The sequence below is a fragment of the Nocardia sp. NPDC004151 genome, from assembly GCF_042874235.1.
Classification (GTDB): domain Bacteria; phylum Actinomycetota; class Actinomycetes; order Mycobacteriales; family Mycobacteriaceae; genus Nocardia.
In genome coordinates this window covers 74,732-97,735 of sequence record NZ_JBIAMR010000020.1, presented here as the reverse complement: position 1 = coordinate 97,735, position 23,004 = coordinate 74,732, and the positions used below count along the sequence as shown (strand labels likewise).

Annotated in this window: 27 protein-coding genes; 19 read left to right on the top strand and 8 right to left on the bottom strand. The window is 68.9% G+C overall.

The genetic code is table 11. The annotated features are described in order from the left end of the window. Window positions 1–7: 7 nt before the first annotated feature. Complete coding sequence (locus tag ACFYTS_RS32705; RefSeq protein ID WP_387309239.1) at window positions 8–475, bottom strand: nuclear transport factor 2 family protein; 468 nt, start codon at window positions 473–475, stop codon at window positions 8–10. A gap of 100 nt (window positions 476–575) precedes the next feature. Between ACFYTS_RS32705 and ACFYTS_RS32700 the strand changes: the two genes are divergently transcribed. From ACFYTS_RS32700 to hisI, 6 genes are all read left to right on the top strand, one after another. Next, window positions 576–1,031 carry a MarR family transcriptional regulator gene (locus ACFYTS_RS32700; RefSeq protein ID WP_357285808.1) on the top strand — a complete coding sequence of 152 codons (456 nt, stop codon included), beginning with the start codon at window positions 576–578 and terminating at the stop codon, window positions 1,029–1,031. Between the two features lie 58 nt (window positions 1,032–1,089). Continuing rightward, a complete protein-coding gene (locus ACFYTS_RS32695) occupies window positions 1,090–1,833 on the top strand; it encodes an SDR family oxidoreductase (protein WP_387309238.1) in 744 nt (247 codons plus the stop codon). A 97-nt stretch (window positions 1,834–1,930) separates the two neighbouring features. Further along, the gene (priA, locus tag ACFYTS_RS32690) at window positions 1,931–2,662 is read left to right on the top strand and encodes a bifunctional 1-(5-phosphoribosyl)-5-((5-phosphoribosylamino)methylideneamino)imidazole-4-carboxamide isomerase/phosphoribosylanthranilate isomerase PriA (RefSeq protein WP_357097970.1); all 732 of its coding nucleotides are present in this window, start codon (window positions 1,931–1,933) and stop codon (window positions 2,660–2,662) included. A gap of 6 nt (window positions 2,663–2,668) precedes the next feature. Further along, a complete protein-coding gene (locus ACFYTS_RS32685; protein WP_357285812.1) occupies window positions 2,669–3,487 on the top strand; it encodes an inositol monophosphatase in 819 nt (272 codons plus the stop codon). Between the two features lie 16 nt (window positions 3,488–3,503). Continuing rightward, entirely contained in the window at window positions 3,504–4,277 is a 774-nt protein-coding gene (gene hisF, locus ACFYTS_RS32680; protein ID WP_357097965.1) for an imidazole glycerol phosphate synthase subunit HisF, read from the top strand. Beyond that, a complete protein-coding gene (hisI, locus tag ACFYTS_RS32675; protein ID WP_357285815.1) occupies window positions 4,274–4,645 on the top strand; it encodes a phosphoribosyl-AMP cyclohydrolase in 372 nt (123 codons plus the stop codon). The genes hisF and hisI overlap by 4 nt, the downstream gene beginning before the upstream one ends. Window positions 4,646–4,648: 3 nt before the next feature. Here hisI and ACFYTS_RS32670 read toward each other — a convergent pair whose 3' ends face one another. From ACFYTS_RS32670 to ACFYTS_RS32655, 4 genes are all read right to left on the bottom strand, one after another. Next, window positions 4,649–5,155, bottom strand: coding sequence for a MarR family winged helix-turn-helix transcriptional regulator (locus ACFYTS_RS32670; RefSeq protein ID WP_387309276.1), 507 nt, complete (start codon window positions 5,153–5,155; stop codon window positions 4,649–4,651). Between the two features lie 179 nt (window positions 5,156–5,334). After that, on the bottom strand, window positions 5,335–5,928 hold the full coding sequence (locus ACFYTS_RS32665; protein ID WP_387309275.1) for a permease: 594 nt from the start codon (window positions 5,926–5,928) through the stop codon (window positions 5,335–5,337). Window positions 5,929–6,012: 84 nt separating this feature from the next. Then, window positions 6,013–6,468: a peroxiredoxin gene (locus tag ACFYTS_RS32660; protein ID WP_357285822.1), complete on the bottom strand. Its 456-nt coding sequence runs from the start codon at window positions 6,466–6,468 to the stop codon at window positions 6,013–6,015. 193 nt (window positions 6,469–6,661) lie between these two features. Continuing rightward, window positions 6,662–6,877, bottom strand: coding sequence for a hypothetical protein (locus tag ACFYTS_RS32655; RefSeq protein ID WP_387309237.1), 216 nt, complete (start codon window positions 6,875–6,877; stop codon window positions 6,662–6,664). 240 nt (window positions 6,878–7,117) lie between these two features. On the opposite strand from ACFYTS_RS32655, the gene ACFYTS_RS32650 reads away from it, so the two are divergent. From ACFYTS_RS32650 to ACFYTS_RS32595, 12 genes are all read left to right on the top strand, one after another. Beyond that, window positions 7,118–8,671 carry an anthranilate synthase component I gene (locus ACFYTS_RS32650; RefSeq protein ID WP_387309236.1) on the top strand — a complete coding sequence of 518 codons (1,554 nt, stop codon included), beginning with the start codon at window positions 7,118–7,120 and terminating at the stop codon, window positions 8,669–8,671. Continuing rightward, window positions 8,668–9,615: a TIGR02234 family membrane protein gene (locus ACFYTS_RS32645; protein WP_387309235.1), complete on the top strand. Its 948-nt coding sequence runs from the start codon at window positions 8,668–8,670 to the stop codon at window positions 9,613–9,615. The genes ACFYTS_RS32650 and ACFYTS_RS32645 overlap by 4 nt, the downstream gene beginning before the upstream one ends. A gap of 149 nt (window positions 9,616–9,764) precedes the next feature. Continuing rightward, window positions 9,765–10,583, top strand: coding sequence for an indole-3-glycerol phosphate synthase TrpC (gene trpC / locus ACFYTS_RS32640; RefSeq protein ID WP_213560553.1), 819 nt, complete (start codon window positions 9,765–9,767; stop codon window positions 10,581–10,583). An 8-nt stretch (window positions 10,584–10,591) separates the two neighbouring features. Then, a complete protein-coding gene (gene trpB / locus ACFYTS_RS32635) occupies window positions 10,592–11,878 on the top strand; it encodes a tryptophan synthase subunit beta (RefSeq protein WP_357285832.1) in 1,287 nt (428 codons plus the stop codon). Further along, a complete protein-coding gene (gene trpA / locus ACFYTS_RS32630; protein WP_357285835.1) occupies window positions 11,875–12,675 on the top strand; it encodes a tryptophan synthase subunit alpha in 801 nt (266 codons plus the stop codon). The genes trpB and trpA overlap by 4 nt, the downstream gene beginning before the upstream one ends. Before the next feature lie 138 nt (window positions 12,676–12,813). Further along, window positions 12,814–14,016, top strand: a complete 1,203-nt coding sequence (lgt, locus tag ACFYTS_RS32625; RefSeq protein ID WP_387309234.1) for a prolipoprotein diacylglyceryl transferase — start codon at window positions 12,814–12,816, stop codon at window positions 14,014–14,016. Between the two features lie 228 nt (window positions 14,017–14,244). Beyond that, on the top strand, window positions 14,245–14,616 hold the full coding sequence (locus tag ACFYTS_RS32620) for a hypothetical protein (protein ID WP_357285840.1): 372 nt from the start codon (window positions 14,245–14,247) through the stop codon (window positions 14,614–14,616). A gap of 55 nt (window positions 14,617–14,671) precedes the next feature. Continuing rightward, window positions 14,672–15,172, top strand: coding sequence for an NINE protein (locus ACFYTS_RS32615; RefSeq protein ID WP_357285843.1), 501 nt, complete (start codon window positions 14,672–14,674; stop codon window positions 15,170–15,172). Window positions 15,173–15,365: 193 nt separating this feature from the next. Beyond that, window positions 15,366–16,121, top strand: coding sequence for a transporter substrate-binding domain-containing protein (locus ACFYTS_RS32610; RefSeq protein ID WP_387309233.1), 756 nt, complete (start codon window positions 15,366–15,368; stop codon window positions 16,119–16,121). A 20-nt stretch (window positions 16,122–16,141) separates the two neighbouring features. Continuing rightward, window positions 16,142–16,810 (top strand): amino acid ABC transporter permease, encoded by a 669-nt coding sequence (locus ACFYTS_RS32605; RefSeq protein WP_357285849.1) that lies wholly within the window; start codon window positions 16,142–16,144, stop codon window positions 16,808–16,810. A 90-nt stretch (window positions 16,811–16,900) separates the two neighbouring features. Further along, window positions 16,901–18,325 carry a pyruvate kinase gene (gene pyk / locus ACFYTS_RS32600; RefSeq protein ID WP_357285851.1) on the top strand — a complete coding sequence of 475 codons (1,425 nt, stop codon included), beginning with the start codon at window positions 16,901–16,903 and terminating at the stop codon, window positions 18,323–18,325. A gap of 13 nt (window positions 18,326–18,338) precedes the next feature. Further along, the gene (locus ACFYTS_RS32595; protein WP_387309274.1) at window positions 18,339–19,250 is read left to right on the top strand and encodes an acyl-CoA thioesterase; all 912 of its coding nucleotides are present in this window, start codon (window positions 18,339–18,341) and stop codon (window positions 19,248–19,250) included. A gap of 103 nt (window positions 19,251–19,353) precedes the next feature. On the opposite strand, the gene ACFYTS_RS32590 is transcribed toward ACFYTS_RS32595, so the two are convergent. The 3 genes from ACFYTS_RS32590 to ACFYTS_RS32580 form a co-directional block, all read right to left on the bottom strand. After that, a complete protein-coding gene (locus ACFYTS_RS32590) occupies window positions 19,354–19,755 on the bottom strand; it encodes a hypothetical protein (RefSeq protein WP_357099926.1) in 402 nt (133 codons plus the stop codon). A gap of 155 nt (window positions 19,756–19,910) precedes the next feature. Next, entirely contained in the window at window positions 19,911–20,603 is a 693-nt protein-coding gene (locus ACFYTS_RS32585; protein ID WP_387309232.1) for a low molecular weight phosphatase family protein, read from the bottom strand. Between the two features lie 195 nt (window positions 20,604–20,798). Then, complete coding sequence (locus ACFYTS_RS32580) at window positions 20,799–21,311, bottom strand: monooxygenase family protein (protein WP_357285857.1); 513 nt, start codon at window positions 21,309–21,311, stop codon at window positions 20,799–20,801. 183 nt (window positions 21,312–21,494) lie between these two features. On the opposite strand from ACFYTS_RS32580, the gene ACFYTS_RS32575 reads away from it, so the two are divergent. Further along, on the top strand, window positions 21,495–22,979 hold the full coding sequence (locus ACFYTS_RS32575) for an NAD-dependent epimerase/dehydratase family protein (RefSeq protein ID WP_387309273.1): 1,485 nt from the start codon (window positions 21,495–21,497) through the stop codon (window positions 22,977–22,979). The last annotated feature ends 25 nt before the right edge of the window (window positions 22,980–23,004 follow it).

Below are 23,004 nucleotides of genomic sequence, written 5' to 3'. Positions count from 1 at the left end.
AGGTGGGTCACTCCCGCGTCGGGCGGGCGCCGACGGACCAGACGGGGGAGGAGGCGACGCCGGCGAACTGCCAGCCGTCGGGGGTGCGGGCGGCCTCGAAGCGGTAGACCTCGCCGAGGGTGAGGCGGGGTTGGGAGCCGAGGGTGGGGTCGTGGGCGGGGCCCCAGGCGAAGACGGCGAGGAGGTTGGCACGCACGCGGGCGGTGTCACCGTCCAGGTCGACGATGATTCCGGTGATGATGTGCTGAATGTGCTTGTCGGGGGAGTGGTTTCGGCTGGCCTGGGTGACCAGGGCGGTGCGGCCGACGGCCAGGCCGCCCGGGGTCTGGGCGGTGGCGTCGGGGGTGTAGAGCGTGGCGAGTTCGGCCCAGTCGCCCTCGTCGAGGGCGCGGCCGAGGCGGTGGACGAGCTCGGTGATCTCGAATTTGTCGGCCAGGTCCTGGATTCGGCTGGTGCTGATGTCGATCGCGTTCATGGTGAGAGTCTTTCGACGAGATTGTTGGTCAATCCAACGTTGGTGAAACCAATGTAACTGATCGTGGGTGCTCCCAACAAGTGTTGGTAGATTCGCTGTCATGGACACCGCGCCCGAAGGAGCCTCCGGCCGGTTGCGCGCCCTGCCCACCCGCCTCCTGGGCCAGGCCGCGATCATCGCCAACCGCTGCACCGAGAAGGCCCTGGAACCCACCGGTTCCCGTCGCTACCACTACGCCCTGCTCGCCACCCTCGACGAGCACGGCCCGCTCAGTCAGGCCGAAGCCGGACGTCGTACCGGCATCGACCGCAGTGACGTCGTCGCCGCGGTCAACGACCTCGCCGACCGCGGGCTGGTCACCCGCACCCCCGACCCCGCCGATCGCCGCCGCAACACCCTCACGCTCACCCGCGCCGGCCGAGCCCACCTCACCGAGCTCGACGAACGTTTGGAAGCGGCGCAGCAGGAACTCCTGCCCGGGTTCACCGCCGCCGAACGCGCGAACTTCGTCCTGACTCTCAATCGCATCCTCGAATCGCACGCCGGAGGCAGCTGAACAACCGCTCGGTGGGATGGTGGAAGCCGAGGCAAGCGCGACAACGGAAGGAGCGGACATGAAGATTGTCGTCATCGGCGGCACCGGCCTGATCGGGTCGAATGTCGTCAACCGTTTGGGCAAGAGTGGACACCAGGCAGTTCCGGCCTCACCGAGCAAGGGCGTCGACACGGTGACCGGTGTGGGCGTGAAAGAGGCGCTGCGGGGCGCGGACGTCGTCGTCGACGTCTCCAATTCGCCGTCGTTCGCCGACGACGATGTCATGGCGTTCTTCCGCATCTCGACCGCCAACCTGCTCGGCGCCGCGCAGAGCGCGGGCGTCGGCCACTACGTCGCGTTGTCGGTGGTCGGCTCGGGCGACCTGCCGGAATCCGGGTACCTGAAAGCGAAGGCGGCGCAGGAGGAACTGATCCGGAGTTCCGGCCTCCCGTACACGATCGTGCGCGCCACGCAATTCTTCGAATTCGCCGGTGGCATAGCCGATTCCGCCACCGTTGACGGCGTGGTGCGGCTGTCCGACGGCGGCGTCCAGCCGATGGCCGCCGACGATGTCGCCGCCGCGACCGCGCGGGCCGCGCTGGACTCGCCTCGCAATGGCGCGCTCGAGGTCGGCGGACCCGAGAAATTCGGCCTCGACCAGTGGATTCGCACCGTGCTGACCGCCCGATCCGACCCCCGCGAGGTGGTCACCGACCCGCAGGCCCGGTACTTCGGCACCCTCCTGGGTCCCGACAGCCTGGTGCCGGGCCCCGGCGCGGAACTCGCCCCGACCCGGCTCGCGGACTGGCTCGCCCGGCGGTGAAATCGCGACGGAGGGCGGCCGAGCGCGGTGGCCGCCCCGCCGCGACTCGGTTCACCCTGCGAACGGTGTGACACCGGGCAACCACTAGGCTTACCCCGTGAGTCTTGTGCTGCTACCTGCCGTCGATGTCGCCAATGGTGAAGCTGTACGCCTGGTTCAGGGAGAGGCGGGCAGCGAAACCAGTTACGGTTCGCCGCGCGACGCCGCTCTGGCCTGGCAGCAGGCGGGGGCGGAGTGGGTGCATCTGGTCGACCTGGACGCCGCGTTCGGCAAGGGGTCCAATCGCGACATCATCGCCGGGGTCATCGGCGAACTCGACGTGAAGGTCGAGCTGTCCGGCGGCATCCGTGACGACGAGTCGCTGAAGGCGGCGCTGGCCACCGGCTGCGCGCGCGTCAACATCGGCACCGCGGCCATCGAGAACCCGGAGTGGTGCGCCCGCGCCATCGGCGAGTACGGCGACAAGGTCGCCGTCGGCCTGGACGTGAAGCTCATCGACGGCGAGTGGCGGCTGCGCGGCCGCGGCTGGGTCACCGACGGCGGCGACCTGTGGGAGGTGCTCGAGCGGCTCGAACGCGACGGCTGCTCGCGCTACGTGGTCACCGACGTGTCCAAGGACGGCACCCTGACCGGGCCGAACCTGGATCTGCTCAGCCAGGTCGCGAACGCGGCCGAGGCGCCGGTCATCGCCTCGGGCGGCATCTCGGTGCTCGAGGATCTGACCGCCATCGCCACCCTGGTGGACGAGGGCGTCGAGGGCGCGATCATCGGTAAGGCCCTGTACGCGGGCCGGTTCACCTTGCCCGAAGCCCTGGCCGCGGTTCGATAACCGCCGATGCCCGCCGAACTCGCCGAACTGCTCGGCATCGCCAGCGCGGTGCTCGACTCCGCCGCACCGCGTTTCGTCGAGGGCATCGGGGCGCCGAGCGCGGTCGAGAAGGGGCGCAACGACTTCGCCACCGAACTCGACCTGGAACTCGAGCGCACCATCTCGCAGCGACTGGCCGAGCGCACCGGAATCCCGGTGCACGGAGAGGAATTCGGCGGCCCGCAGTTGACCTCCGGCACCGCGTGGGTGCTCGACCCGATCGACGGCACCTTCAACTACTCGGCGGGCAGCCCCATGTGCGGGATGCTGCTGTCGCTGGTGCGTGACGGCGTCCCCGTCATCGGCCTGACCTGGCTGCCGATCCTGGGCCAGCGCTACGCGGCCGTCGACGGCGGGCCGCTGCTGCTCAACGGCACCCCGCTGCCGAGCCTGGCCCCGGCCAAACTGGCCACCGCCATGATCGGGTTCGGCAGTTTCAATATCGATGGGGCGGGCCGGATTCCGGGCATCTTCCGCTTCAATCTGCTGGGCGCGCTGAGCCGGCTCTCGGGCCGGCAGCGCATGTACGGCTCGACCGGCATCGACCTGGCCTACACCGCGTCCGGAATTCTGGGCGGGGCCGTGGTGTTCGGACATCACCCGTGGGACAACGCGGCCGGCGTGGCGCTGGTCCGCGCCGCGGGCGGCGTGGTCACCGACCTGCTGGGGCAGCCGTGGACCATCGAATCCGGTTCGGTGCTGGCCGCCGCGCCCGGCGTGCACGAGGAACTACTGGAACTGATCGCCGACACCGCCGATCGGGTCCGAGGAGAGGCAGAACAATGACATTCGAGGCGGAGAAATGACACTCGCGGTACGCGTGATCCCGTGCCTGGACGTCGACGCCGGGCGCGTGGTCAAGGGCGTCAACTTCGAGAACCTCAGGGACGCGGGCGATCCCGTGGAACTCGCCGCCACCTACGACGCCCAGGGCGCGGACGAGCTGACCTTCCTCGACGTCACCGCCTCCACCGGCGACCGCGGCACCATGATCGATGTGGTCACCCGCACCGCCGAGCAGATCTTCATCCCGCTCACCGTCGGCGGCGGCGTGCGCACCGTCGAGGACGTGGACCGGCTGCTGCGCGCGGGCGCGGACAAGGTGTCGGTGAACACCGCCGCCATCGCCCGCCCCGAGGTGCTGCGCGAGATGTCGGAGCGGTTCGGCTCGCAGTGCATCGTGCTGTCGGTCGACGCCCGCACCGTGCCCGCGGGCCAGGACCCCACCCCGTCCGGCTGGGAGGTCACCACCCACGGCGGCAAGCGCGGCACCGGCATCGACGCCGTGGAATGGGCCGTGCGCGGCGCCGAACTGGGCGTCGGGGAGATCCTGCTGAACTCGATGGACGCCGACGGCACCAAGGCCGGTTTCGACCTGACCATGATCCGCGCGGTGCGCGCCGCGGTGTCGGTGCCGGTCATCGCCTCCGGCGGCGCGGGCAAGGTCGCCGACTTCGCCCCGGCCGTGCAGGCGGGCGCGGACGCGGTGCTGGCCGCCAGCGTCTTCCACTTCGGCGATCTCACCATCGGCGAGGTCAAGGACGCCATGCGCACGGAAGGAATCACGGTTCGATGAGCGGCCTGGATCCGGCGATCGCCGCGCGCCTCAAGCGCAATGCCGACGGCCTGTTCGCCGCCATCGCCCAGGAGAAGAGCACGGGCGACGTGCTCATGATGGCGTGGATGGACGACGAGGCGCTGGCCCGCACCCTCGACACCCGCAAGGGCACCTACTACTCGCGCTCGCGGCAGCAGTACTGGGTCAAGGGCGAGACCTCCGGCCACACCCAGTACGTGCACGAGGTGCGGCTGGACTGCGACGGCGACACCGTGCTGCTCATCGTCGACCAGGAGGGCGCGGCCTGTCACACGGGCACCCACACCTGCTTCGACACCGACGTGTTGCTGTCGCAGGGCGATCGGCTGCTGTCCGACGAGGGCTGAGCCTCAGTCGGATTCGGTCGGATCCAACGCCAGATGCGAGCTGGGCCGCCCCGAGCGGCCTAGCCCGCGGGTCATGCCCTTGTCGAGCTGCGCCACCAGGGTTTCACCGAGTGTCAGCAGCTGTTCGGTCTGATCGGCGTCGAGGCCGTCGAACACCAGGCCGCGCACGCACTCCAGATAGCCGGGACCGGCTGCGCTGACCTTGCGATATCCCGCGTCGGTGAGCACCGCCTGGGCTCCGCGACGGCCGGTCAGCGGCATGCGTTGCGCCCAGCCGAGTCGTTCGAGTTTGGAGACCACGTGCGAGAGCCGTGATAGCGACGCGTTTGCCTTTTGCGCGAGGTCGCTCAGCTGCAATCGGTGATCGGGTTCTTCGGAGAGCAGCGCCATAACGAAGTATTCGAAATGGGTAATCCCGGACTCGCGTTGCAGCTGGGTATCCAAAGCGGCGGGCAGTCGGGTGGTGAGCGCGATCAGGGTTCGCCAAGCTCGCAGTTCTTGGGGATTCATCGACTTGGTCACCGTGCGCGCCCTCTCGTACCGGCCGAGTGACGGTTGGTCCCCGACCGTTCGAGAGCCCGTGTCACGGCATCGAACAAGTCACTCGCACGTCAAAGTTTGCCACGACTTCGCTCGTCAGTCACGGTGTTGCTGATTGACGTGACATCGATCACCGTGTTGGCGCGGAATTAGTTCGTGCCGACTTCGGGAGGATTTGCCGGAGTTTCCGGCGGTACGCTCGGCTTTTCCGGTTCGTTTCGCTGCTTGTCGGCGCGGTGCCGGCGGAATCGCCTGCGCACCAACAGAAATGCGACCAGCAGGAACAGCAGGGCGGCGATGATCGCGCCCGCCAAACAGGCGCCGCGGAATCCCGGGGCGTCGACGTCGAGAATGCGTTCCCCGGCGTGCGCGGCATTGGAGTTGCCCCACACGATGGTCAGCGTCATCAAATTCGGGATGGCGAGGACCAGCGCCAGCACGGCGGCCCCGCCCGCAACGAACTTTCCGGCCCGTTTACGCCAGGACAGGCCCGCCGCCAGGAACAGGAACAGTGGCGCCGCCGTGCATATCAGGCCCATCAACAGGCCATACCAGATGCCCTTGGCGAAACTCGAACCGACCATTTCCCCCAGGCGCTGCGCCCACCACCGCGGAATGAACGCGGCCAGGATCAGATAGGACAGCCACAGCACCGCCAGGGTCACGACCGCGGCGATGATGCGATTGCGCCACGTGACGAAGGTTGAAGACTTTCGCTCCTGCTCGGTGCCGGCCGTAGTCATGCGCTCAGCGTATGTCCGAATTGTCGACGGGCGAAGCACCGACGCGACGGGGTCGCGCCGCCGGGACCGAGCGGGAGCGGTCCGTCAGCGTTCGCGCAGGAACTTCAGGGCCTCGTCGGCGTGCACGTTGGCGCGCATCTCGCTGTTGATCACCTTGGCCACGGTCCGATCCGGGTCGATCACGAAGGTGGTCCGCTTGACCGGCACGATCGCGCCCAGTAGGCCGCGCTTCACGCCGAACTCCGCGGCGATCTTCGCGCCCGGGTCCGAGAGCACCGGGTATCCCAGTCCCTGCTTCTCGGCGAATCCCGACTGCACCTCGACCGAATCCGCGCTGATGCCCACGCAGCTGGCCCCGGCGGCCTTGAATTCCGTTGCCAGATCCCGGAAGTGACACGCCTCGGCGGTGCACACCGGCGTGTTCGCCGCGGGATAGAAGAACAGCACCACCGGGCCGTCCGCGAGCAGTGACTCGAGCGAACGCGGGGTGCCGGACTGATCCGATAGTTCGAAATTGGGTGCGAGCTGACCGACCTTCATGCCCGTACCCTACCCCCAATTCATCGTGCACGAGCTATCCGGGGACACGGTCACCGTCCGGCCGGAATCCCTTGCCGGGCACGGGGCTTGGCGGGTCACTGCCGCCGGCCGGTCGGAGCCTTCCCTGCCCGGGGGTCCGGGAGTCGGTCCCCCGGAGCCCCAACCACCCCCGACACGCGGTGTCGGTGCGGCGTCACGCCCCGATCAGGGCGGCGACCTCCGGGTTCTTGATGTGCATGACGTCGAGGATGCCGTGGGCGCGCAGGAACGGCTGCAGTTCCTTGATGCGGTCGGTGTGCTCGGCGTACTCATCGGGGAAGTTGCCCGGATCCAGCGACTCCAGCGCCTTCACGTATGTGACGAACGAGGAGATGGCGGAGTACTTGCCGCCGGGGTTCATATGCATCATCCGAGGCGGCTGGCCGGGCATGAGGCCCGGGGCCATCTGCGGAGCTGCGTGCCGTGGACCCTCCGGAGCCACCGGTTGCGAGGGGTACATCTATGTTGATCTCCTCTCGATAATGGGGGATACCGCGTGCTACCGCCGCGAGCGTGGTGAGACCGCTTCAGGTATTCGCCGCAGCGGCCCGGTCGGCTGGGCGGGGAGAGCGATTTAGATCCCGCCCGGTGGGCCTGGAATGATGGGGCAATGCACGGCGCCCACGGTTTGCCAATCGACACCACCACCTCCCGGGAGCAGTTCCGGTCGCTCGCGGCCGATCACCGCGTGGTCCCGGTGATCCGAAAGGTGCTGGCGGACTCCGAGACTCCGCTGTCCGCCTACCGCAAACTGGCCGCTGACCGGCCCGGCACCTTCCTGCTGGAGTCGGCGGAGAACGGCCGCTCGTGGTCGCGATGGTCGTTCATCGGCGCGGGCAGTCCCAGCGCGCTCACCGTGGTCGACGACCAGGCGGCATGGCTGGGGCAGACCCCGGCCGACGCACCGGTCGGCGGCGACCCGCTGGAAGCGCTGCGCGAGTCGTTGCGGGTGCTGCGCACCGAGCGCCTGCCCGGCCTGCCGCCGCTGACCGGCGGCCTGGTCGGCTACCTCGGCTACGACACCGTGCGCCGGCTCGAGCGCCTGCCCAGCCTGGCCACCGACGACCTCCAGGTCCCCGAGATGGTCCTGATGCTGGCCACCGACCTGGCCGCCTTCGATCACCACGAGGGCGCGATCACCCTGATCGCCAACGCGGTGAACTGGAACGGCACCGACGAGCGCGTCGACGAGGCCTACGACGACGCGGTCGCCCGCCTGGACCGCATGACCGAGGCCCTGGCCGCGCCCGCCGAGTCGACGGTCTCGGTCTTCGACCGGCCCGAGCCCGACTACCGCCGCCAGCGCACCTCCGAGGAGTTCGGCGCGGGCGTGCGCCGCCTGGTCAAGGAGATCGAGGCGGGCGAGGCGTTCCAGGTGGTTCTCTCTCAGCGCTTCGAGATGGACTACCACGGCACCCCGCTGGACCTCTACCGCATGCTGCGCGCCTCCAACCCGAGCCCGTACATGTACCTCATGCACATCCCGGACGGCTCCGGCGGCACCGCGTTCTCCATCGTCGGCTCCAGCCCCGAATCGCTGGTCACGGTGAAGGACGGCGTCGCCACCACGCACCCGATCGCGGGCACCCGCTGGCGCGGGTCCACCGAGGAGGACGACCTCCTGCTGGAGAAGGGCCTGCTCGAGGACGCGAAGGAGAACGCCGAGCACCTCATGCTCGTCGACCTGGGCCGCAACGACCTGGGCCGGGTCTGCGAGCCGGGCACCGTGCGGGTCACCGAGTACCGGCACGTCGAGCGGTACTCGCACGTCATGCACCTGGTGTCCACGGTGTCGGGCCGGTTGCGGGCGGGCAAGGTCGCGCTCGACGCGGTCCAGGCCTGCTTCCCGGCCGGGACGCTCTCCGGCGCGCCCAAGGTCCGGGCCATGGAGTTGATCGAGGAACTCGAGCCCACCCGCCGCGGCGTGTACGCGGGCGTGGTCGGCTATCTCGACTTCGCCGGTGACGCCGACACCGCGATCGCCATCCGCACCGCGCTGCTCAAGGGCGGCACCGCCTACGTGCAGGCCGGCGCGGGCATCGTCGCCGACTCCGACGCCGAGTACGAGGACGTCGAATCGCGCAACAAGGCCATGGCGGTGCTCAAGGCCGTCGCCGCCGCGGAGACGGTCCGCGCCTACCGGCCGAACGGCGCCGGGCAATGACCGACCCGGACCCCGATCGGCCGTCGAAAACCCCCGCCGTGCCGCCGGGAGGCGACGCGATCGCCGGGAAACCGGTTGCGCCACAAGCTGATCAACGGTCCGGCGGAGCGGACGCGGCAGACCGGGCAGAGGCCGCCGCGGACGCCGCGCAGGCGGTGGCCGATGCGCGAGCGGCCGAAGCGGACGCGCGGGCAGCCGAGGCCGATGCCCATGTCGCGGTCGCTGAGGGCGCGCGTAAGCGGCCCCGGCCGTTCGCGGCTGTCGCCCTGCTGGCGGTGGCCGCCGCCCTGCTGTGGGCGGCCTCGCGGATGACGTGGGTGACCCTCGAGGTGACCAGCGAGCTCGGCCCGCCGCGCACCGCCCACCTCAACGGCAGCACCTGGTTCGGAGCGCTGACCCCGCTGGCCCTGGTCCTGCTGGCCACCATCGCGGCCGTGTTCGCCACCCACGGCTGGTGGCGGCGCGGCGTGGGCGTGGTGGTGGCGGTGCTCGCCGCGGTGGCCGCGGTGCCCGCCTACGCCCTGCTGATCCATCAGGGCAGGACCGGTGACCGGGCCGCCCGGCTGGCCGAGCTGCGGGCCTGGGAGCACCCCGGAACCGTCACCACCGCGTCGCTGCCCGCCGTGCTGACGCTGGTCGGGGCGGTGGCCGCGTTCGTGGCCGGCCTGCTGCTGGTGCGCATGCCCCGCGAGACGGCCCGCATGTCGGGCAAGTACGACAGCCCGGCCGTGCGGAAGTCCGCGGCGGCCGAACAGGTTGCCCAGCGTCACGCCGACCGGGGACCCGCGGAATCCGGGTCACAGCCGACGTCCCAGGAGCAATTGTCGGGCCGCGTGCTGTGGGACGCGCTCGACGAGGGCCTGGATCCGACCGACGACGACGCCGATCACTCTGCCGCGCAGGACGATCCGGGTTCCGGGGGTACCCGCGGGGAACGCCACTGAGCTGGGCCGGACAGCGGCAGCGTCGCCGCTTCCAGCCCCGCCGTCAAGACCGGGAACATAGCCATTTACTCTTTATCAGCAGCGGTGAGACAGCGCCTGGGGGGATTCTCAGGCAGCAAGTCCGTCTCCCCAGAAAGGATTCGAGCCAGATGACGGTACTCGACTCGATTCTCGACGGGGTCCGTGCGGACGTGGCCGCGCGGGAAGCCCTTCTGGATTTCCAGGCCGTGAAAGCGGCCGCCGCGGCGGCGCGCTCCCCGCGTGACGCCAAGGCCGCCCTGCACGCCGAGGGCATCGGCGTCATCGCCGAGGTGAAGCGGGCCAGCCCCTCCAAGGGTGCGCTCGCCGACATCCCCAACCCCGCCGACCTGGCCCGCGCCTACGAGGACGGCGGCGCCCGCATCATCAGCGTGCTCACCGAGCAGCGTCGCTTCGGCGGTTCGCTGGCCGACCTGGACGCGGTCCGCGCCGCGGTCGACATCCCGGTCCTGCGCAAGGACTTCATCGTCGGCCCGTACCAGATCCACGAGGCCCGCGCGCACGGCGCGGACGTGATCCTGCTGATCGTGGCCGCGCTGGAGCAGGACGTGCTGTCCGCGCTCATCGACCGCACCGAATCGCTGGGCATGACCGCGCTGGTCGAGGTGCACACCGAGGAAGAGGCCGACCGGGCGCTCGAGGCCGGGGCCAGCGTGATCGGCGTGAACGCCCGCAATCTGAAGACCCTCGAGGTGGACCGGGATGTGTTCGCGCGCATCGCCCCCGGCCTGCCCAGTGAAGTGATCCGCGTGGCCGAGTCCGGCATTCGAGGCACCGCCGACCTGCTGGCCTACGCCGGGGCGGGCGCGGACGCCGTGCTCGTCGGCGAGGGCCTGGTGACCAGCGGCGACCCGCGCGCCGCGGTGGCCGAGCTGGTGACCGCCGGAACCCACCCGTCCTGCCCGAAACCGGTTCGCCGGGGACGGTGAAAGAAGCGATGACTCAGACCGAAAAGCTGTCCGGCAAGAACACTCTCGGCCTGCCCCAGGCCAGCGACGGTGTCGCGCACAAGAGTCACGAACCCGACGTGGGCGGCCACTTCGGCGTGTACGGCGGCCGCCACGTGCCCGAGGCGCTGATGGCCGTGATCGAAGAGGTCACCGCCGAATACGACAAGTGCCGGGTGGACCCGAACTTCCTCGACGAGCTGGACCGGCTGCAGCGCGACTACACCGGGCGCCCCTCGCCGGTGTTCGAATGCAAGAACCTGGCCCGGCATGCGGGCGGCGCGCGCATCTTCCTGAAGCGGGAAGACCTGAACCACACCGGTTCTCACAAAATCAACAATGTGCTCGGCCAGGTGCTGCTGGCCAAGCGCATGAACAAGACCCGCGTCATCGCCGAGACCGGCGCGGGCCAGCACGGTGTCGCCACGGCCACCGCGTGCGCGCTGCTGGGCATCGAGTGCGTCATCTACATGGGTGCGGTCGACACCGTGCGCCAGCAGCTGAACGTGGCCCGCATGCGCCTGCTCGGCGCCGAAGTCATCAGTGTGACAACGGGTTCGCAGACGCTGAAGGACGCCATCAACGAGGCGCTGCGTGACTGGGTCACCAATGCCGAGCAGACCTACTACTGCTTCGGCACCGCCGCGGGCCCGCACCCGTTCCCGCTCATGGTGCGCGACTTCCAGCGCATCATCGGCATCGAGGCGCGCCAGCAGATCCAGGCCCACATCGGCCGGCTGCCCGACGCCGTAACCGCCTGCGTCGGTGGCGGTTCCAACGCGATCGGCATCTTCCACGCCTTCATCGACGATCCGGGCGTACGCCTGATCGGCTACGAGGCCGCCGGCGACGGCGTCGAAACCGGCCGCCACGCAGCCACTTTCACCGGTGGCACCCCCGGCGCGTTCCAGGGCGCGTACTCGTACCTGCTTCAGGACGAGGACGGGCAGACCATCGACTCGCACTCCATCTCCGCGGGTCTGGACTACCCGGGCGTCGGCCCGGAGCACGCCTACCTCAAGGACACCGGGCGCGCCGAGTACTACCCGATCACCGATACCGAGGCCATGGACGCGCTCATGCTGCTGTCCCGCGCCGAGGGCATCATCCCGGCCATCGAGTCCGCGCACGCGGTCGCGGGTGCGATCAAGCTGGGGCAGGAGCTGGGGCCGGAGAAGGTCATCGTCGTGAACCTGTCCGGCCGCGGCGACAAGGACATGGACACCGCCGCCCAGTGGTTCGGGCTGTTCGACAAGCCCGAGGGGGACGACAAGTGAGCCAGCAGTCCCGTCTCGCGAACACCTTCGCGGCCTGCCGCGAGGAGAACCGCGCCGCGCTCATCGGCTACCTGCCCGCGGGTTACCCTGATGTGCAGGGCTCGATCGACGTGTGCAAGGCGATGGTCGAATCCGGTTGCGACATCATCGAAGTCGGCGTCGCCTACTCCGATCCGGTGATGGACGGCCCCACCATCCAGCGCGCCGCCGAGCAGGCGCTGGCCGGTGGCGTGCGGGTGCGCGACGTGTTCAAGGTCGTGGAGGCCATCTCCCAGGCGGGCGGCAAGGCCGTCGTCATGACCTACTGGAATCCGGTGCTGAAGTACGGCGTGGACAGCTTCTCCCGCGATCTCGCGGCGGCGGGCGGTCTGGGCCTGATCACCCCCAACCTGATTCCGGAGGAGGCCGACGACTGGTTCGTGGCGTCCTCCACCCACAACCTGGACCGCATCTTCCTGGTCGCGCCGTCCTCCACCGAGGAGCGGCTCGTCAAGACCCTCGAGGCCTCGAAGGGCTTCGTGTACGCGGCCTCCACGATGGGTGTCACCGGCGCGCGTGACGCGGTGTCGTCCATGGCTCCGGCGCTGTGCGCCCGCATCCGCGCCCACTCCGACATCCCGATCGGCGTCGGCCTGGGTGTGCGCAGCGGCGCGCAGGCCGCCGAGATCGCCTCCTACGCCGACGGCGTCATCGTGGGCTCGGCCCTGGTGACGGCGGCGGCGCAGGGCCTGGACGCGATCCGGGCGCTGACCGAGGAGCTGGCGCAGGGCGTTCGCTCGGCGGCGGTCGCTTCCTGACCGAGGGACCTTCTCGAAAGGTGTGTACCGAATTCGGTATACACCTTTCTTTTCGGCCGCGGATCACTCGGTGGTTCGCGGCCAGTCTCGCTCTGGACTGAGCGGAGGGCAGATCAAACACTGCTACGGTGGGGACTCGTGACCTTACGAGCCCTTGCCGAGAGCACCGGCGCCGATGTCCTGGCCTACATTCCCAGCCCGCCTCGCGGCGTGTGGTACCTCGGGCCGTTCCCGCTGCGCGCCTACGCGATCTGCATCATCATCGGCATCGTCGCGGCGATCTGGCTAGGTGACAAGCGGTGGGTGGCCCGCGGCGGCGAGTCCGGCGCGGTGCTCGACATCGCCATGTTCGCGGTGCCGCTGGGCCTGATCGGCGGGCGGCTCTACCACGTGGCCACCGACTGGGAGAAGTACTTCGGGCCGCATCGCAAGCCCGACGCCCATTGGTGGGCGATCTGGCAGGGCGGGCTCGGCATCTGGGGCGCGGTGCTGCTGGGCGCGTTCGGCGCCTGGATCGGCTGCCGCCACTATCGAATCCCCTTGCCCGCCTTCGGTGACGCCATCGCGCCGGGCGTGCTGCTGGCCCAGGCCATCGGACGCCTGGGCAACTACTTCAACCAGGAGCTCTTCGGCCGCGAGACGACCCTCCCGTGGGGCCTGGAGATCTTCGACCGCTTCGACGCCAACGGCGGCTCCGACCCGATGAACGGCGTCTCCAACGGTGTGGTGGTGCACGTCGTGCAGCCGACCTTCCTCTATGAGCTGCTGTGGAATCTGCTCGGCGTCGCGATCCTGCTGTACGTGGACCGCAAGTTCCGCATCGGCCACGGCCGCCTGTTCGCCCTGTACGTGGCCATCTACTGCTTCGGCCGGTTCTTCGTGGAACTGCTGCGCGACGACGAGGCCACCCACATCGCGGGCCTGCGCGTGAACACGTTCACCTCGGCGATCGTCTTCGTCTGCGCCGTGGCCTATTTCCTGCTCGCCACCAAGGGCCGGGAGACCCCCGCGCAGGTGCGGGCGGGCGTGGAACGCCCCTGGCCGTGGCAGTTCGGCGCCCTGCGCGCCTATGGAGCGGCCGGGGCCGCCGCGGCCGAACCCGCGATTCCGGGCACGGATGCCGCGGCGAAGGAGCCCGCTGCCGAGAAGTCCGGCGTCGACGACTCCACCGACAAGACCGACTCCGCCGCCGCGGCCGAATCCGAATCCGCCGACAAGGCAGAGCCTGCCGACGAAGCGGAGCCCGCCGGCAAGGCGGAGGCCGCCGAGGAGCCGGAGAAGGTCGAGGTCGGCAAGAAGTCCGACACCGCGGACAAGGCGGACAGCAAGGGCGATTCCTGATCATGGAATCGTTCGAATCCCGTAGCGCGGCGCGGTGATTCGGGAGACAATCGGGCATCGACGGCCGCCGGTGCGGCCGTAGGGGGAACGGGTCGGCGGGAGCACCCGTACGCATGCCAGGAGGGGCGAGTGACCGGTCCGTATCAGCAGCAACCCGTTCCCGGTGGGCCACAGTACGGTCCACCGGGAACGGGACCGTCGGGGCAGCAGTACGGACTCCCGGCTCCGATGCCCGCGATCGTGCCGCAGCAACCCGGGTTCCTGATCGCGATCGGCGATATCGCGGTCTCGGAGGGCCTGATCACCACCCCGTCCGGCAGTTTCCCGCTGCGCGGGGCGATCTGGACCGCGACCGATATGTCGCAATCCTCGGAGCGGACCCCGCCCTACGCCATCGTGCTGGCGATCCTGTTCCTGCCCTTCTGTTTTCTCGGGTTGCTGTTCCTGCTCATCAAGCAGAAGGTGGTCGCCGGATACGTGCAGGTCACCGTGAACAGCGCGGGCCGGTTCCACTCGGCGATGATCGCGGTGCAGAACGAATCCACCTTCCCGATGGTCATGCACCAGGTGAATTACGCGCGCACACTCAGCGCCATGTAGCGGTCGATTCGCTTCGCCCGGCAACGAATCCGCGACAACACGCGATAATTCCTGCGTGACCGATCCCTTCCAGAAACAGCCGCCGCAGGACGGCCCCCAGTACGGCGCGCCCGGCACGGGCCCGCAGTACGGACAGCCCTACGGCCAGCAGCCCTATCCGGATCCTCAGCAGTTCGCCGCGCCCGGCCAGCAGTTCGGCCAGCCGGGTGACCAGTTCGGCCAGCCCCAGCAGTTCGCGCAGCCGGGTCAGCCCTACGGCCAGCCCCAGCAATTCGCCGCGCCCGGCCCGTACGGTCCCTACGGCGGGGACCCGGAGGCCCCGTTCGGCCGGGATCCGTTCGGAGTTCCGTTGTCGGACAAGAGCAAGCTGACCGCGGGCCTGCTGCAGCTGCTCGCCGGCGGTTTCGGGATCGGCCGTTTCTACCTGGGCTACACCACGATCGGCGTGCTGCAGCTGGTCACCTGTGGCGGTTGCGGTATCTGGGCGCTGATCGACGGCATCCTGATCCTCACCGGCAAGGTGCCCGATCTCCAGGGGCGCCCGCTGCGCGACTGAGCGCGACGCGCGCATATGGGCGGCCGTCACTCGACCGGGTGACGGCCGTGCGCGCATATCATCGGGCCGGAGCCGGATCCAGGTTTTCGCGCATCGTGATGGTTGCCGTGCCGCCCGGTCGGTCCGCGGCGTACCCTTTGTCGGTTGTTTGTCGCGTGTTGTTCACCCACACGCCCGAGGAGAGGTCCCCGTCGTGCGCCACAAGCTAGCCGCCGCCCTGCTCGCCGTCGTCGCCGCAGCGGGGCTCGTCGCCTGCAGCTCGAGCAAGGACGACGCGAACACCCTGAAGGTGGGCACCGAGGGCAACTACTCTCCGTTCACCTACCAGGACAACGGCAGCCTCACCGGCTACGACGTCGACGTGATCAAGGCCGTCGGCGACAAGCTCGGCAAGAAGGTCGAGTTCACCACCGCGCCCTGGGACTCGCTGTTCGCGGCCCTGGAATCCAAGCGCGTGGACCTCATCGCCAACCAGGTGACCGTCAAACCCGAACGCGAGCAGAAGTATTCGCTCTCGCAGCCCTACACGGTCTCCGAGGGCGTCATCGTCACCAAGACCGGCAACGGCGGCGTCCACGCCCTCACCGACCTGTCCGGCAAGACCTGCGCTCAGTCCGAGACCAGCAACTGGGCCGAGGTCGCGCGCGGCGCGGGTTGCAAGGTCGAGGCCATCCCCGGCTTCGTCGAGGCCGTGCAGCTGCTCAAGACCGGCCGCGCCGACGCCACCGTCAACGACACCCTCGCGGTGAACGCCTACGCCAAGCAGCAGGGCGCGGGCATCGTGCAGGTCGCCGGGAAGACCGGTGAGACCTCCAAACAGGCCTTCGCCGCCCGCAAGGACTCCCAGGCCCTCACCGATCAGGTGAACAAGGCCCTCGACGAGCTGCGCGTCGACGGCACCCTGGCCAAGATCTCCGAGAAGTACTTCGGCACCGACGTCAGCAAGTAAGCGGCGCGGGGCATTTCGACATGGACGACGCCACCTGGGCGCTGATCCGGCACAACCTGTGGCCCATGCTCGAGGCCACGGTGAGCAAGACGCTGCCGCTGACCGCGATCAGTTTCGCGATCGGGCTGGTGATCGCGCTGTTCGTGGCGCTGGCGCGGATGTCGAGCGTGTGGCCGCTGTCGGCGGCCGCACGCGTGTACATCTCGATCATTCGCGGCACGCCGCTGCTGGTGCAGCTGTTCATCATCTTCTTCGGCCTGCCCGCGTTCGACATCGTGCTGGAGCCGTTCCCGGCGGCGATCATCGCGTTCAGCCTCAATGTGGGCGGGTACGCGGCGGAAATCATTCGAGCCGCGATCCTTTCGGTCGCCCACGGACAGTGGGAGGCGTCGTACTCGGTCGGCATGAGCTATGCCCAGGCGCTGCGGCTGGTGATCCTGCCCCAGGCCTCCCGCATCGCGGTGCCGCCGCTGTCCAACACCTTGATCTCGCTGGTGAAGGACACCTCGCTGGCGTCGACCATCCTGGTCACCGAATTGCTGCGCACCGCCCAGATGGCCGCCGCGCCCACCTTCGATTTTTTCGCCCTCTACGGCGTGGCCGCCATCTATTACTGGGTTGTCTGCCTCATCCTGGGATTCTTCCAAACCCACCTGGAGACTCGTCTGGCCAGGCACGTCGCTCGCTGACCAGCTGATAGCTGAACGGGTGCTTACGAGAACCGTATATGTGTGTGCCGGGGTCGGCATGAGCCTTACCACAGGTCTAGGGTTGAACGCGTGATGCGACGAACGAAGATTGTGTGCACCCTCGGACCCGCAGTGTCATCCGAGGACCGGATTCGTGAGCTCGTCGAAAGTGGCATGGACGTTGCGCGCCTGAACTTCAGCCACGGCGAGCACTCCGATCATGCCGAGAACTACAAGAAGGTGCGTGCGGCCAGCGATACCGCCGGTCGCGCGGTCGGCATCCTCGCCGACCTGCAGGGCCCCAAGATCCGGCTGGGCCGGTTCGAGGGCGACGGCAAAACGGTGTGGAACACCGGCGAGGAAGTCCGGATCACCGTCGACGACATGATCGGCAACCACGACCGGGTCTCCACCACCTACAAGCACCTGGCCAAGGACGCCAAGCCCGGCGACCGACTGCTCGTGGACGACGGCAAGGTCGGGCTGACCGTGCTGCGCGTCGAGGACAACGACGTGGTCTGCGAGGTCACCGAGGGCGGCCCCGTCTCCAACAACAAGGGCGTCTCGCTGCCCGGCATGGACGTGTCCGTGCCCGCGCTGTCCGAGAAGGACATCGACGACCTGGAATTCGCCCTGAAGCTGGGCGTGGACTTCATCGCGCTGTCCTTCGTGCGCTCGCCCTCCGATGTGGAGCTGGTGCACGACATCATGGACCGCGTGGGCCGCCGCGTGCCGGTCATCGGCAAGCTCGAAAAGCCCGAAGCCATCGACAATCTGGAGGCCATCGTGCTGGCCTTCGACGCCATCATGGTCGCCCGCGGCGACCTCGGCGTCGAGCTGCCGCTCGAGCAGGTGCCGCTGGTGCAGAAGCGTGCCGTGCAGATGGCGCGTGAGAACGCCAAGCCGGTCATCGTGGCCACCCAGATGCTGGAATCCATGATCACCAACTCGCGCCCGACCCGCGCCGAGGCCTCCGATGTGGCCAATGCGGTGCTCGACGGCGCGGACGCGGTCATGCTCTCGGGCGAGACCTCGGTCGGCGACTACCCGATCGAGGCCGTGCGCACGATGGCCCGCATCGTGCATGCGGTGGAGTCCGAGTCCTCGACCCGGGTTCCGCCGCTGACCCACGTGCCGCGGACCAAGCGCGGTGTCATCTCCTACGCCGCCCGCGACATCGGCGAGCGCCTCAATGCCAAAGCGCTGGTGGCGTTCACGCAGTCCGGTGACACGGTGCGCCGCCTGGCTCGCCTGCACACCCCGCTGCCGCTGCTGGCCTTCACGCCGCAGTCCGCGATTCGCAGTCAGCTGGCCTTGACGTGGGGCGTGGAAACGTTCATCGTTCCTCCGGTGGGCACGACCGACGAGATGATCCACCAGGTCGACAACGCGCTGTTGTCGATCGGCCGGTACAGCAAGGGTGATCTCGTGGTCATCGTGGCCGGCTCCCCGCCGGGTACGGTCGGGTCCACCAACCTGATCCACGTGCATCGCATCGGCGAGGAGGACCACTAATTTGAGTGCGTCGCTGGACGAGACGTCCGCGGACGTCGTCGCGGACCCCGAGGGGACCGGGCTATCGGATGATCTGCGGGTGTTGCTGCGTCTGCTCGATCTCGAGGAGAACGGCCCCGACATCTTCCTCGGACATCACCCAGAGAAGGTGTGGAGCCGCACGTTCGGCGGCCAGCTGGTCGCCCAGGCGATCATCGCCGCGGGCCGGACCGTGGGACCGGAACGGCCGATCCACGCGGTGAACGCGCACTTCGTGCGCGGTGGCGACCCGAAGCAGCCGATCGAGTACCACGTCGATCGGCATCGCGACGGCCGCTCCATCGCCAACCGCACGGTGACCGCGTACCAGGACGGGCAGGAGCTGTTCGTCATGCTCGCGGCCTTCCAGGACTGGGGCAAGGGGCTCGAGCACGGCACGCCCCTGCCCGACGTGCCGGGGCCGGAAGGCCTTCCGCGCGTGGAGGAGTCGTTCGCGGGCATGGAGGACAAGCTCCAGATGTTCGTGGACGCACCGCATCCCATCGAGATGCGCTACACCAACGACCCGGCTTGGATCCTCAAGGGCAAGGGCGAGAGCCTCGGCCACAATCGCGTCTGGATGCGCACCGACGGCGCGCTGCCCGACGATCCGCTGATTCACGTTGCGGCGCTGGCGTATTCGTCCGACACCACGGTGCTGGACTCGATCATCACCACGCACGGGCTGTCGTGGGGCTGGGACCGCATCATCGCGGCGACGGTGAACCACTCCATCTGGTTCCACCGGCCGTTCCGCTTCGACGACTGGTCGCTCTACGCGACCGAGTCGCCGGTGGCGGCGGGCTCGCGCGGCCTGGCCCGCGGGCACTTCTACGCCCGCAACGGCGACCTGCTGGCGACGACCGTCCAGGAAGGCGTGATCCGCCACTTCCCGGCACGTCGCTGAGATACGGACACCGGAGATCGGGCCGCGCCCTTAGGGGTGCGTCCCGAGGTCCGAGTCCCGAAATCCCCGAGGGTCTCAGGGGAACCCCTGAGAGTTCTGCGAGTCAGATCAACTCGCGGTTTTCCTCGAGGTCGAAGTTCTCGCGTTGCAGGGCGTGCACGATGTAGGGGATCGGCTCGCCCGCGGAGAGCTCCAGCAGCAGCCGCTGCTCCAGTTTGGCGATGCCCGCCTTGGTGAGCTGGCGGGCTTCCCCGACGAGGCTGAGCGCGATCTCGTAGGTGCGGCGCTCGCCCGGCTCGGCGGCGGGATGATCCAGCCGCCACTGGGTTTCGAGCACCGTGTGGGCGGGATCGTCGCACTCCACCGGGAGGGTGAAGCGCCACGCGAAGATATCTCGATCGGCGACATATTCGTCGACCACCCGGCACACGGTCTCGGTGACGCGGCGCAGGGTGTGGGGTGTCACGTAAACATGGAGCGAAACATCCGAAATGCGCTTCGGCATGTCCTTGGTCCTGTTCTTGTGTCGAACCACCGGCAGTGGCGTTCGGCGGAACGGATAAGTGTTCCGCGCGAGAGTGTAATCCCTTACCGGACCATCGCGTCAGCAAGGTGTATTGACACGCGGACTCCGACCGGCCGGTTTGCCGGGATCGCCTGCTATCCGGTGGATTCCGCCGCGCGGCGGGCCGGCGGTGCCGAATGGGGCGACTGCGCGGCCGGTCGCGGAGAGTGCACAGCCGTTCGGGGAGATTCGCCGCGTCCGCCGTCTATCACCAGCAGCGGCGGCTGTCCGTCGGCGGCGCTGCGCGGACGCAGCGTGGCCTGCGGATGCTGATGCGCGTGCAGCGCCAGCAGCAGCGGCACCAGCGCCTCGGCGATCTTGTCGCCGACATCGCAATACTGTTGCGGGGACAGGCCGACCGGGTCGGAGATGTTCTCACGGCCGACATAGGCGAGGTCGTCGCGCGCGGCGTGCAGGCCGACCACGGTGCGCGCACCGCTGACCTTCGCGATCCGGTACGCCTCGAGCAGGGTGAAGGTGCGGGGGAGCGCGGCGGGCACTAGTTCGCGGACCTGGTCGCGGATCTTCTCGGTCATGGTGAGCACCAGGTCGGCGCGGTGCACCATCTCGGCCTTGAGCCGCCGGGCCTTGAAGTTGGAGGCGTCACCGCCGAGGCCGGTAATCGTCTGTGCGGCCAGGGGTTCCACGGGGAAGCCCACCAGGGCGCGCACGCCCGCGCTCTCGGCGGTGAGCTCTTGTAGTCCGTGGCCGGCGGCCACCGCCACGGTGAGGCGTTCGGCGATGACGGATCGGCAAACATTTCCGCTGCAGACGAACAGGACGTGCATGCGGACAACCTATGCCCGCCGTTGTCGATTCGAAACAGTTCCGTGACCGAATCACACGTTTCAACCGCATTGTTCACGCGGTGGCCGGATGTCGCTCACTCACTGTCGACTCTCGTTTACCGGAGTGTCCGGTGGGCGACTCGTCGTGGAAGATCAGCATGCCTTTTCGCGCACGCCGAATCAATACCTGAACCGCTATTTGTCGGTCGTTCCGTATAGCGCGGATTCCGTTACCGCGGGCGCGATTTCGGATGCGGTGCCCCGGGTGCGGCCGCGGGTGGAGAACAGCCGTCCGCGGGCGGGAACGGTGGGCGCGAATCGGCCCAGCCCGGTGGCCGCGGCCATATCGTCGTAGACGGAATCGATTCCGCCCCTGGCGAAATAGGCTTCGTGCCAGAATCCGGTGCCGCCGGAATCGCGCAGGAACCGTTGCCACCATTCGCGATGCGGTTCCGAGCGGGTCCAGCGTTCCAGGCTGTCGAGATCGCGCCAATACTGCCGGGCGCCCCAATGCGGCGGCCACATCGACCACACGACGTCCTCGTGCGACAACAGCCCGTCGGGCCGGTCGTGATGGGATTGGTACAGCTTGGGTCCGATTCCCAGCAATCGCAGCATTCCCCGCGGCTTGTGCACACGCATACCGAGCAAGATCACGACCAGGTCCGGATAGTCGGACAGGTCCGCGGTCATTCTCTTCACCGGCATTCGTGGCCTCCGCACTTCTCGGTGATCTGTGCGGGTCTACGTCACTCCCGTGCTCGCGGTTCGAAACGCGGCCCTTCACTTCCCGAGTCTACGGCTCGGGCCGCCGGCTAGGACGTACTCAGCCGCAGCACCGCCGAGCTGCCCTGGACGGCAACTATCTTCACGGTCAGGCCATTGAGGAAAATGGTGCCGCCGACGCCGGTGGATCCCGATACCGGCAACCCGAAGACGGTCGTGGACGCCGTGGTCGACAACGCGCTGATCTCCCCGATCCGCACACTGCCCCCGATCCGCGAGAACCCCGGGACCGGAATCGTGGTCGGCCCGTCCACCCGGATTTCGCAGTTGCCCTTCGCGCAGGCCCCGAGATCGGCCCCGTTCGCCGCCGCGGGCAGCCCGTCGGCCGCCTTCGCTGTCGTCTTCGCCGAATTCGTCGTGCTCGATGTATCCCGCATCGTGGTGGCCACTCCCGTCTGTGTCGTCTCCGGCACCGCGTGCCCATCGGTCTGCGCCCCGCATCCCCCCACCAGTGCGGCCATCACCACCCCCGCGCCGATCCTGGCCCATCCGGCTCTCGCCGTCGAGGTCATCGGGATTCGCATGCGCCCTCCATACTGCTGTGTCGACTACGGCTCACCGATCATGCGCGACGCGCCACCCCCGCGGCACCGCTTCCCCGAGATCAATCCCGACCGGTCTCCCTTGCCCTGTCAGAATGGCCCGGTGCGCGTACTCGTCACCGGAGCCGCCGGCTACCTCGGCCGCGCCGTCGTCGCGGCCCTGCACGCCGCCGGCCACGAACCCGTCGCCATGGCGCGCACCCCCGGGGCCGTCATCCCGGGTGCGGCCGAGGTCCGTCCGGCCGACCTGCTCGACCCCGCGGCCCTCGCGCGAGCCGTCGACTCCGTGGACGCGGTCTGCCACCTGGCCGGGCTGGCCCGCGCCCGCGAATCGATCGCCGAGCCCCTGCGCTATTTCCGCGCCAACACCACCGCGACCCTCGCCCTGCTCGAAGCCATGTCCGCCGCCGCCGTCGGCACCATCGTGTTCGCCTCGACCGCCGCGATCTACGGGGCCCCCGATCGCCAGCCCATGACCGAAGACCTCCCCGACGCCCCGCCCCATCCCTACGCCCACAGCAAGCTGGCGGCCGAGCTGGCGATCCAGGCCGCGACCCGGACCGGCGAATTCTCGGCCGTGATTCTGCGCCTGTCGAACATCGCGGGCGGACCCGACCGCGACCTCTCCCGCCTGATCCCGCGCGCGGTGGCTGCGGCGGCAGCCGATTCGCCATTGCCCGTGAACGGCGACGGCACCGCCACCCGCGACTACCTCCATGTCGAGGACGCGGCCCGCGCGTTCATCGCGTGCCTGCACACCCCGCCGCGTCCCGGCACGGCCACCCGCTACAACGTCGGCAGCGGCCGCGGCACGACAATCCTCGAGGTGGCCGCGGCGGTCCGGCGGGTGACCGGTGTGTCCCTCGCCCTCGATCATCGCCCTCCGGCCCCGGAACCGCCCACCCTGATCGTCGACCCGTCCGCGATCACCGCCGAAACCGGGTGGAAGCCAATCCATTCCACGATCGATCAGATCGTCGGCGACACCTGGCGCGCCGTCACAGAATCTCCACTCGGTGTCCGCCCGGTCCGCACATCCGGTTTCTAGAGTCGGTTCGGGAACGGCCCAGTAG